The sequence below is a fragment of the Acidobacteriota bacterium genome (assembly GCA_040754075.1).
In the GTDB taxonomy this organism is placed as follows: Bacteria; Acidobacteriota; Blastocatellia; order UBA7656; family UBA7656; genus JBFMDH01.
On record JBFMDH010000021.1, the window covers coordinates 62324 to 73467 of the forward strand.

General features: G+C 51.8%; 6 protein-coding genes. All 6 read left to right on the forward strand.

What is annotated here, in order from left to right; translation table 11 throughout:
* The first annotated feature begins 52 nt into the window (after positions 1 to 52).
* The 6 genes from AB1757_20595 (at position 53) to AB1757_20620 (ending at position 11090) form a co-directional block, all read left to right on the forward strand.
* On the forward strand, positions 53 to 4003 hold the full coding sequence (locus AB1757_20595; GenBank protein ID MEW6129452.1) for a TonB-dependent receptor: 3951 nt from the start codon (positions 53 to 55) through the stop codon (positions 4001 to 4003).
* A 181-nt stretch (positions 4004 to 4184) separates the two neighbouring features.
* Positions 4185 to 5549 (forward strand): M20/M25/M40 family metallo-hydrolase, encoded by a 1365-nt coding sequence (locus AB1757_20600; GenBank protein MEW6129453.1) that lies wholly within the window; start codon positions 4185 to 4187, stop codon positions 5547 to 5549.
* Positions 5550 to 5970: 421 nt separating this feature from the next.
* Entirely contained in the window at positions 5971 to 6759 is a 789-nt protein-coding gene (locus AB1757_20605) for an FHA domain-containing protein (protein MEW6129454.1), read from the forward strand.
* Positions 6760 to 6947: 188 nt separating this feature from the next.
* Complete coding sequence (locus AB1757_20610) at positions 6948 to 8411, forward strand: protein kinase (GenBank protein ID MEW6129455.1); 1464 nt, start codon at positions 6948 to 6950, stop codon at positions 8409 to 8411.
* A gap of 86 nt (positions 8412 to 8497) precedes the next feature.
* The gene (locus tag AB1757_20615; GenBank protein ID MEW6129456.1) at positions 8498 to 9211 is read left to right on the forward strand and encodes an RDD family protein; all 714 of its coding nucleotides are present in this window, start codon (positions 8498 to 8500) and stop codon (positions 9209 to 9211) included.
* Positions 9212 to 9353: 142 nt separating this feature from the next.
* Complete coding sequence (locus AB1757_20620; GenBank protein ID MEW6129457.1) at positions 9354 to 11090, forward strand: SpoIIE family protein phosphatase; 1737 nt, start codon at positions 9354 to 9356, stop codon at positions 11088 to 11090.
* The last annotated feature ends 54 nt before the right edge of the window (positions 11091 to 11144 follow it).

Here is an 11144-nt window from a genome sequence, read left to right on the forward strand (position 1 = left end):
CGCTCACTTTGTTTAAAGCAAAACCTGCGCATAGCAGGTGGAGGAGGATACGATGAGGTTTCATTCACTCAGTCGTTGTGTATTGCTCCTGATTGTTCTGTCGTTGCTGGCGAATCTGGTTCCGGCACAATCAACCACCACAGGCCGCCTGACCGGTGTTGTTACCGACACCCAAGGCGCGCTGGTTGGCGGGGCACAAATCACGGCTAAAAGTACGCAGACTCAAACCGAATATAAAGCAAAAGCCAATGATGAAGGCGGATGGTCAATTCCTTCGCTTCCCAATGGCACCTATACGGTCACAATTACGGCTCAGGGCTTTAAATCGACAGTCATTCAAAACGTCAAAGTCGATACCGGGCTGGTGACAACTGCAAATGCTTCGCTGGAAGTCGGCGGCGCAACCGAACAGGTCGTCGTCACTTCGGGCGGCAGCGTCATTCAAACGGAAAGCGCCAACATTTCTTCGACCATCACCGGCAAGCAAATTAGCGAATTGCCGTGGGCGACGCGCGACGCCATGCAATTGGTGTTGACGCTTCCCGGCATTCAAACGCCGGGCACGCCGCGCACTTCTTCGGTGAACGGTCTGCCGAAATCTTCGCTCAACATCACCTTGGATGGCGCAAACATTCAAGACAATCTCTTGAAATCATCGGACGGCTTTTTCACTTCGACGCAAGCGAAATCCGATGCCGTCGAAGAAGTCACGGTATCGACCGCTACACCGGGCGCAGAAAGCGCCGGTGAAGGCGCAGTGCAAATCAAGTTCGTCACCAAACAAGGCTCGAACAACTATCGCGGCGCGCTGTTTTGGCAACATCGCAACACGGCGCTCAACAGCAACTACTATTTCAACAACATTGACGGATTGCCGCGCGACCATTTGATTTTGAATCAATATGGCGGCAACATCGGCGGTCCCATCTGGATTCCCAAGGTCTGGAAAGGCAAAGACCGGGCGTTTTTCTTTATCAACATGGAGGAGTTCCGTTTGCCGCAAACCTACGATGCGGCGCGCACCGTGTTGGTCGATAGCGCGCGCGCAGGGATTTACACCTATAAAGATTCCACAGGCGCAATCCGAGCCATCAACCTCTATCAACTGGCGGCAGCGAAAAACCCGACGCTTCCGGCATCGGTCAGACAATACGCCACAACCCCTGACCCGACGATTGCCTCAGCACTTGGTTTAATCAATGAAGCCGCGCAAAAAGGCGTGCTCAAGAGCCGCATTGACACGGCAAATGATTACAACCGGATGGACCTGACCTTCCAGGACCCCGGACAAAACCTGCGCCGTTTCCCAACCGTCAGATTGGACTTCAACCTCACGGATAAACACCACCTGGAATTTGTCCACAACTACCAACATTATTTCTCAGACCCGGATGGCGTGAACGGTCAACTCAATCAATATCCGGGAACCGGCATTGCGCTGGGCACACCGGGTATCACCGGCAGCATCTATCGCAACAACTTCACTTTTGTGGCGGCAGAACGTTGGACCATCAGCAACAATCTCGTCAATGAAGTTCGCGCCACTTCATCAGGCAATGGCACGGTGGTTTTCACCCGCGAATTCTCACCGGGTCTCTACAACCTGTTTGGTGGCTTTGCCGTCGGCAACCCATACACCAGCGCATTCAACTCGCGCACTTCGCAATCGCGTCGCAACACGCCGCTCAGAACCATCAGCGATAACCTCAGCTATCTGAAGGGTGCGCACTCTTTGAATTTCGGCTTGGCGTTTACGCGAGTCAAATCCTTCACCCAGGCGGTCAGCACCCATTATGTGCCAGCCATCGGCATCGGCATCGCCACCGGCGACCCGATCAATAACGGCAGCACTGCGATATTCACTCCGACAAATTTCCCCGGCAGCACCGCGACCCAACGCAGTGAAGCGGCGGCGCTCTATGCCCTGTTGACCGGCAGAATCAGCAGCACCACAAAGACGTTGTCAATCAATGGCGATAGTTATGAACCGGTGCCTTTCACTGAATTCAATCATCAGGATGAATGGGGACTCTACGCGCAGGATTCGTGGAAAGTGAAACCCAATCTGACCTTGACCGGCGGCTTGCGTTGGGAATTTCAGGCATCGCCAATCAATGAAAACGATGTCTATACGCGAGTCGGATTGGATGGCTTGTTCGGCGTTTCAGGCATTGGCAATCTCTTCAAACCGGGCGTCTTTGAAAATCCTGTGGTGCCGCAGTACAAGAAACTCGAACCCGGCGAGAAAGCCTACAAAAATCAATATACCAATTTTGCGCCGAGTCTGGGATTTGCCTGGACGCCGGAATACAAGAGCGGGATACTGAGCAAAATTTTCGGCGATTCGGGACAAACGGTTTTCCGTGGCGGTTATTCGATTGCCTATGTGCGCGAAGGCTTCAACGCCTACATTTCGATGTTCGGCTCCAATCAAGGCGGTTTCTTCTCGGTCGGCACCAGCCCGACCACTTTCCCTGTGGAGTTTGGAACGGCAGGCAGCCGCTGGTTGCGTGACGGGGCGGCAAACTTACCGTTCCGCGCCACGCCGCAAGTGACCTTCCCGTTCACCGCTGCGCAAGGTTCATCGCTTAATGACTTCAATCCCAATCTCGATGTTGGCTACGTGCAGTCCTATACCTTCGGTTGGCAACGCGAGTTAAATCGCAATACCGCATTGGAAATTCGTTATGTCGGCAACCACGGACTCAAGATGTGGCGGCAATACAACATGAACGAAGTCAATGTGTTTGAGAATGGTTTCCTGAAGGAATTCCAGAACGCCCAGAACAATCTGAAAATCAGTCGCGCCGCCGGACGCGGCAACAACTATGGCAATCTAGGGTTGCCCGGACAGGTCAATGTGCCGATCATCACGACGATTTTCGGCAGCACCGACAGCAACACGGTCGTCTCGCTTGACCGTGGCACGGTGGGCAGCACGGCAAATTCGATTGCGACAAGTGTTACCCGAATGACGACCTTGATTAACGCCGGGTTGGTTCCCGCAGTTACGCTGACCGACCCGAATAATCCGAGCATCACTTATAGACGTTCAAACTATTTCCTGATGAACCCGATGGCTGGTTCATCCTGGATAATGGATAATGGTGGCGGCTCGACTTATAACGCCTTGCAACTTGAACTGCGCAGACGATTGTCAAACGGTTTATTGGTTCAAGGCAGCTATGTCTGGTCGAAGTCGTTGACCAATATGTTTGTCAATTCAAGCGCAGCCGCTTTAACGCCGACCACCCTGCGCGATTTTGAGTACGAAAAAGGTCCTGCGCCGCGCGACGTGCGTCATCAGTTCAAAGTCGACTGGATTTATGAATTGCCCATCGGGCAGGGACAACGCTTCCTGAATGGCAATATTCCGGTGCTCGGCAAACTCCTCGAAGGTTGGCAAATCGGCGGCGTCACCCGTATCCAATCGGGTACGCCGATACTGCTCACCGGCGGACGCGCGACCTTCAATCAAAATGACTCAGGCGTGGTCTTGCACAACATTGATGCCAAACAATTGCAAGACCTGGTCAAGATTCGTAAGTCAACCGTGTGCAGTCAGACCACAGGCAAATGCCAAGGTGTGGTGTATTATCTGCCGATTGAATTTATCAACAACACCCTGGCGGCATTTGAAGTCGGCGGCAAAACCCTTGCGGATTTGAATCCGGGAACGCCTTACATCGGGCCTCCTACGGAAGCCGGAAAACTCGGCAGCCGCATTTTCCTCTATGGCCCGTGGTTCGCCCGCTGGGATTTGAATTTGATGAAACGCACAAGGATCACCGAAAAGACCGATTTTGAGTTCCGCGTGCAATTCCTGAATGCGTTCAATCATCAGAATTTCACCATTCAAGGTTCCGGTACAGACGCTGCCGCGTCGGGCATCGGCGCGACCTTCGGACAGACCCGCAATGCCTATCGTGACTTCACGGTATCGGGCACCAATGATCCGGGCGGAAGACTCATCGAATTCCAACTTCGTCTGAACTTCCGTTAAGCTCTAAGGTCATTTAAACTTCAAGCCTCGGCTTCCTTGCAGGAGTCGAGGCTTTTTTATTTGCACGAAATTTAAGAATCTTTCGCGCCCAGGCATCCTTGCTTGACACTCGAAAACCCCCGTCATCATAATGACCGCGCCAAAATCAGCACGAATTTCTAAAGGAGAATCCGCTTATCTTATGGGAGAAAATCTTTACACCAATTTAAATTCCTATATCAAAGATTCACGCAATGAATTTGAAGACAAGTTGGGTGAGTTCGTCGAAATTCCAACTATCAGCATGGAACCCGAACGCAAAGACGATATACGGCGCGGCGCAACCTTAGCCAAACAATATCTCGAAGCCATCGGCGCAACCGCCGAAATTTATGAAACGCCCGGCAACCCTGTAGTCTTCGGACAACTGCGCGCCGGTGACCATTACCCGACCGTCACCATCTACAATCACCTTGATGTGCAACCGGCAAATGCCGATGAGTGGCACAAAGCGCCGTTTACTTTCTATAAAGAAAACGGGCGTTACGAAGGGCGCGGCACCACCGATGATAAAGGTCCGGCGCTTACGGCGATGCTCGCTTCGCGTTACGCCGCGCAAAACCATTTACCGCTCAATATCAATTTCATCTGGGAACTCGAAGAAGAAATCGGCAGCCCCAACTTTGAGCACTTTATCAAAAACAATGTGAAGAAGCTGAAAACCGATTCCGTTTTGGTGAGCGACACCATCTGGATTTCGCGCAAAAAACCCGCAGTGCCATATGGGTTAAGAGGCATGATGCTAGTGACGATGACCTTGCAGACCGGCGCGAAAGATGTGCATTCGGGACTCACGGGCGGCGCGGCGCGCAATCCCATCGGCGAACTTTGCAAAGTGATTGATGAATGTTATGACGCGACCACCGGCAAGGTGAAAATCAAAGGCTTTTACGATGCCGTTCGCAAAGCGACGAAACAGGAGGTGCAAAGTTTTCTCGATTCAGGCTTCACTGCGAAAGGCTTCAAGAAAGCCCACGAATTGAAAGCCTTGCGCTTCGATGATGAAGCAAGCGTCTTGAAAGCGGTGATGGCGCTTCCGACATTCGAGGTGCATGGCATCAGCGGCGGCTATCAAGGATCGGGCGTCAAGACCATCGTGCCTTATCAGGCGCAGGCGAAAATCAGTTGCCGATTGGTTCCTGACCAGAACCCCAAAGCGGTTTTTGCCCTGGTGCGCGATTTCGTAAAAGCGAAAAACCCGGATATCAAAGTGGAATTTCAGGGGGCGCTTGAACCTTATGTTGGCGAATTCGGCGGCAAATATTCCGAAGCCGCAACCGAAGCCATGCAATTTGCGTTTGGCGCAAAGCCCGCATTCACCCGCGAAGGCGGCTCCATTGGCGCAGTTGTGACGATGAAGAAATATTTGAAAGTGCCGATTAACTTTTTAGGCTTGTCGTTGCCCGAACATGGCTATCATGCGAAGAACGAAAATTTCGACTGGTACATGGCTTCAGGCGGCATGAAAATGTTCGTGCGCTATTTAGATAAGATCAGTCGATTCTAAATTGGTTAATATCCAGTCCGGTGAAAGCGAGTGATAATCAATTCACTCGCTTTTTCTCTTTGACTTTAATGCGCTAAAAACCCGTATCTTGAGTTGCCCGAAAAGCGGTTTGGTTGTATCGTTGTCTCCCTTCTGCGGGTGGTGAGTTTGAGCGCAAGCAACGAAAAATGCACGCCCATCAACGAAGACTTTGCGGGCTTTTTTGCGACACAGGTTTTCGGATACGAGAATCGTCTAAAAAGCACTATTTTTATTGAGGGAAATGAGGTTTATTGCTACTGAAACAGGCGTGCGGTATAATCGGCTTTCGGAAAAATAATAACTCCCGAGAGAAACCCTCGGAGGAAGCAGCCCTATGATTAGGTGTAATAATTGCGCAACTCATAATATAGACGGTAGCGAATATTGTGACGAGTGTGGGATGAAACTCGACGCCGGCTACGCGCCAAAATTTTTAAAACGCGAGGAAGCTCCGCCGGACTATCAACCGCCAACGGCGGCACCGCCACCGTCGCCACCGCGTTATGACAGCATCCCGCCGGCTACGCGCCTGCCTGCGCCGATTCAAGAACCGCCAACTCACGAATCCGCGATTCCTGCGCCGCCCTCGTTTACGACTTCTACGAGTTTTCCCAAACCTGCCATGCCGATTCGTTCGTCAGGCGCTGAGAAAACCCCTAGCGGCAGCAATGACGTCTTACCGGTCGCGAGTAATGACCGACCCTCGTCGATGAACACCACGGTTGCCGATGTGTCGCGAAGCGAAATTACCGAACAGCGCAATACACCGAAAACTTATGTGCTGTCGCAACGTGGGCGCACCGAAGGGTTGCGCTCAGACCAGAGCGAATTAAACCTTGAGAACAATGCTGACATCTTTGCCAAACTGGTGATTGAACGCGGCGGTCGCGTCGGCAAAGAGTTTGCCATCAGCGGCATTGAAACCAGCATTGGTCGCTGGGACGCCGACAGCGGCATCTTCCCCGATGTCGATTTGGACGAAGATGACCCGGAAGCCAAGGTCTCGCGCCGCCATGCGCGAATCATTAAACACAATGGGCAGTTTTTAATTGAAGATTTAGGCTCAACCAATGGCACCTTTGTCAATCGCGGCAGACGCTTACTGCCCGGCAAACGTCAGATGCTGCAACACGGCGATGAAGTCATCGTCGGCAAAACTTTCTTAAAATTTCAGGTTATTAAACAATAATTGATTGAATTGCTTCACCGATTGTCAGCATAAATTTACGCAGGATTTTATAAAGCGTTTTGCCTGTTTGCAGTATCCGTGCAAAACTTAAATAATCAGAATGACAAATTTGCAAAGCGGCACTTGAGGATAGTTTTCAACTCAGCCAGCAATCATAAAACAGCGCGTTCATCTGGAACAGAAGGATTATGCCTGAATCGAAAAAACCTAAAAAGTCGGCGGGTGTTCAACTCGAACCGGGCACGCTTTTACTGGACAGATATTCCATCGTGCGCCGTGTTGGCGGCGGCGGTATGGGTTCAGTTTATCAAGCCAAAGATAAACGGCTTGCCGATAGACTCTGCGCCGTTAAAGAGATGATCGAGTTATTTGCCGATGCCTCGCAACGCGCCAAAGCGGTCGAAGATTTCCTACGCGAATCCGAAGTCCTGGCGCAACTCGAACATCCCTCCATTCCAACCATCTACGATTACTTTAATGAGAGCGGGAAATATTATCTGGTGATGCGCTGGATAGGTGGCGGCGACCTCGCTCAACAAATGCAGGTGCGTGGCGGCGTCGTGGATGAAACGGCTGTGACCAAATGGGCAATTCAAATCTGCGATGTGTTGCATTACATTCATTCGCAAAATCCGCCGATTATTTATCGCGACCTCAAACCTGCAAACCTCATGCTTGATGACAAATCGCAACGCGTCATGCTGGTCGATTTCGGCATTGCCCGCATTGTGCGTCCGACAGAAAAAGGCGTCACCGCGATTGGCACGATGGGATATGCGCCGCCGGAATTGTTTGCCGGAAAGGTTGAACCGCGTTCCGATATTTACTCGTTGGGCGCAACCATGTTTCATATGCTCACCGGGTCAGACCCGCAGGATAATCCTTTGTTAATTTTCGATTTCAGCAAAAATCCGACGCCGCGACAGATCAATCCCAATATTACGCCGGAGATGGAAAAACTGTTAATGCGGGCGGTGGCACATTCGCCTGACGAGAGACCGGTTTCGGCGCAGGAGTTCATGCATGAGTTGCAAAACCACCTGACTTATCTGAGCAATCGTGAGGTCACGCAAGATAAATCCAACCGCGAAAGTAGAGTCGAAGTCCCGTTGAAATCGCGCGATTCGCTGGGCGTCGGGGTTCAGACCAATCAACCGGCAAGCGTGCAACCGCAGGCGCAGACCTGGGTTTTTTGCGGACATTGCGGCGATAAAATCGGGGTTGATGATGTCTTTTGCGCGCATTGTGGCCAGCGCCAACCCCTGGTGGGAACGCCTGCGCCAAGCAATAATGTTGCGCTGCCTTCGCGCGCCACAGCTAAACTGCTGATTCTTGGCGCCAACGATGGCGTCAAACCATTCACTATCGATAAAGAAAGTATTCTGCTCGGACGCACAGACCCGCACACCGGCATCTTTCCCGAAATTGATTTAACGATGTATGACCCGGAGACCAAAGTCTCGCGTCGCCACGCCCGGATTTACCGGCAGGGAGAACAATTCCTGGTTGAAGATTTAGGTTCGGTAAACGGCACGGTGGTCAATTCCGTCAATGGCGGGTCAATTCGTTTAAACACCAAAGCGCCACGGGTACTGACAGCGGGTGACGAATTAAAACTCGGCGGAACCTTATTGAAATTTGTGCTAACGTAATCGGTTGCCGGTAGTTGGTAGTCAGTGGTCGGTAAAAGGACTGCTTGTTACCGGCTTCCGACTAGCGCTTACGGACTACTCTGTTTATGACCAGATTTTGTCCTTATTGTGGAAACCAGATAAGCCTGCGCTCCAAGTTTTGTCCGAAATGCGGTAAAAACCTCCCGACCCCAAGACATGGGGTTGCGGTTCAAGAGCCTGACGCAGCCGTTGCCAAACCGATTCCTGAATTAGTTGAAAAGATGAACCGCGCGGCGAGTGCGCCGCCTGCTACATTGAATGTACCGTCTTACGTTGACGCCCAAGCTGATGCCGCAAAAGCGCCGCCGTTGGCTGCCGCCGAACATCGGATTGCGCCGCCAACCCATGCCTTCATCGGCTTGCATAAACAGGCGGGATTCGGCTTGCGTTATGGCGCCTGGATGTTCGATTTTCTGCTCACCTTGATTGTCATCATGGGTTCGACATTTTTAATTTCAGCCGTCGGCAGACGTTCCATCGTTGATTCCAACCGCGATTTGTTCATCGTCGCGGGCGTTACCTTCCTGCTCTTATTTTTAAATTTTATCGTGATGGCAGGACGCAGCGGGCAAAGCATCGGCATGCGCATCATCGGCATTCAAATCATCTACAACAACGGCAGACCCTTTACCATCAAAGGCGCGCTCATCAGACACCTGATTGGTTATCCGCTTTCGATGCTGGCAGGGTTTCTGGGTTTTTTGTGGATGCTCTGGGACCCGCGCCAACAAGGCTGGCACGATAAACTTGCGAAAACCATTGTGGTAATGTCACGATAGGATTCAGGATTCAGGGAAAGGAAAGTATGAAGGATGAACGATGAACGATGAACAAAAAACGTTTTGCAGTTGTTTATCCTTCATCCTTCCGCCTTCATCGTTTCTTCTCCCCTGAATCCTGAACCTTGAACCCTGGAAAGCTATGCATACTTTCATCGTTCGCCCAAAAGATTTCGAGCCATCCGTGGTCAAGATGGACAAACTGCGTTTAACCATCGGACGCTCTTCGCGCAATGACATCTGCATCGGCGACCCGTTCGCTTCACGTCTGCACGCCGAGTTTCGCCGCGAAAACGACAACCTTATCGTGGTTGATAATGGCAGCGCCAACGGCACCTTTCTCAATGGTCAGCGGCTCAGCAACACCGCGCGCCTTAAAGTCGGCGATATTATTCGCATCGGCGAAACCGAAATCGAATATTCGGCGGGCGAACAGGCGACGCTATCGGGTAGAACCGTTTTTCTATCGGGCGGGATGGATAATCTTCCTGCCGATACCATCACCACCTATCTGCCGGCGCGCACCACTTCGGAATTGCTCTCATCGATTCAATCGGGTTCGTTTTCAGGCGATGTGACGAGCGGCGCGCGTTCGATGACCGCTGTGCGTACAGCCATTGCGCCGCAAAAACAAGACCAGACCTCAGACCGTGATTTACTCAATATCGTGTCACAGGTGGGTATCGCCCTGCTGCCACGCACCTCGCTCGAAGACACCTTGAAGATGACCATCGACCTGGTCTTTAACGCCATTGATGCCGAACGCGGATTTCTATTTTTGAAAGAGGGCAAAGATTTAATCTGTAAAATCGCCCGCGCCAAAAGCGGCGACCTGGGAAGCAATTCTCAGGTGCAAATCAGTCAATCCATCGCCAACAAAGTGATTTCGGAAACCACCCCGATTTTAACTTCGGACGCCATGCACGACCCGCGCTTTCAAGCGCAACATTCGGTCGTCCTCAGTCAAATCCGCTCGGTGATGGCAGTGCCACTGGCTTCCGAAGAAGAGACCTTCGGCATGATTTACATCGACAATCCGTTGCACAATCGTTTTGAAGAAGAAGACCTCAAAGTCTTGACGACGATTGCTTCGGTTGCAGCAATCAAAATCGAACACGAACGATTGCTCGAAGAACGCCTCGAAAAACGCCGCATGGAAGAAGAGTTGAAAGTCGCATCGGAAATTCAGATGCGCTTGCAACCGGTCGCCCCGCCGAAAATCGAAGGCTGGGATATGACCGCCGTGTCTTTCCCCTGTCGCGAAATCGGCGGCGATTATTACGATTACATTCCACGTCGCGACGGTAAACTGGTGTTGGCAGTTGGCGACGTTTCCGGCAAAGGCACCGGCGCGGCGCTTCTGATGTCATCGGTTCACGCCGCCGTGCGCGCCCAATCGCAAGCCCGCACCTCCATCAGTCAGGTGATGGAAGAGGTCAACAGCTACATTTATGAAAACTCGCCATCAAGCAAATACCTCACCTTGTTTTATTCGGTGCTCGACCCTGTAACCGGCGAACTGGCGTATTCCAACGGCGGTCATAATGTGCCGCTGCTCGTCAGAACCAACGGCGAAATCGTCAAACTGGATAAAGGCGGATTGCCTGTGGGATTGATGCCCGGCATGAGTTACGACGAAGACCGTGTGCATTTCAATGTCGGCGATGTGCTGGTGATTTATAGTGACGGCATCACCGAATCGGTGAATTTACAGGATGAAGAATTCGGCGAAGAACGGTTGATTGAAGTCATCACCAAAAACCTGCACCGCTCGGCATCGAGCATCCGCGACCGCATCGATGAAGCGTTGTCGCGTTTTGTCGGCGCAGCCTCGCCGGTTGATGATATGACGGTGATGTTAATCAAACGCACGGCGTAGAAAACCAACCGCAAAAACACAAAGGACACAAAGAATTTTCAAGAGAGCATGACG

What these genes read in the sequence shown, in the direction of transcription:
- AB1757_20595 (MEW6129452.1), top strand. Translation starts at nt 53, where the DNA reads ATGAGGTTTCATTCACTCAGTCGTTGTGTATTGCTCCTGATTGTTCTG.
- AB1757_20610 (MEW6129455.1), top strand. Translation starts at nt 6,948, where the DNA reads ATGCCTGAATCGAAAAAACCTAAAAAGTCGGCGGGTGTTCAACTCGAA.
- AB1757_20620 (MEW6129457.1), top strand. Translation starts at nt 9,354, where the DNA reads ATGCATACTTTCATCGTTCGCCCAAAAGATTTCGAGCCATCCGTGGTC.
- AB1757_20600 (MEW6129453.1), top strand. Translation starts at nt 4,185, where the DNA reads ATGGGAGAAAATCTTTACACCAATTTAAATTCCTATATCAAAGATTCA.
- AB1757_20605 (MEW6129454.1), top strand. Translation starts at nt 5,971, where the DNA reads ATGAAACTCGACGCCGGCTACGCGCCAAAATTTTTAAAACGCGAGGAA.
- AB1757_20615 (MEW6129456.1), top strand. Translation starts at nt 8,498, where the DNA reads ATGACCAGATTTTGTCCTTATTGTGGAAACCAGATAAGCCTGCGCTCC.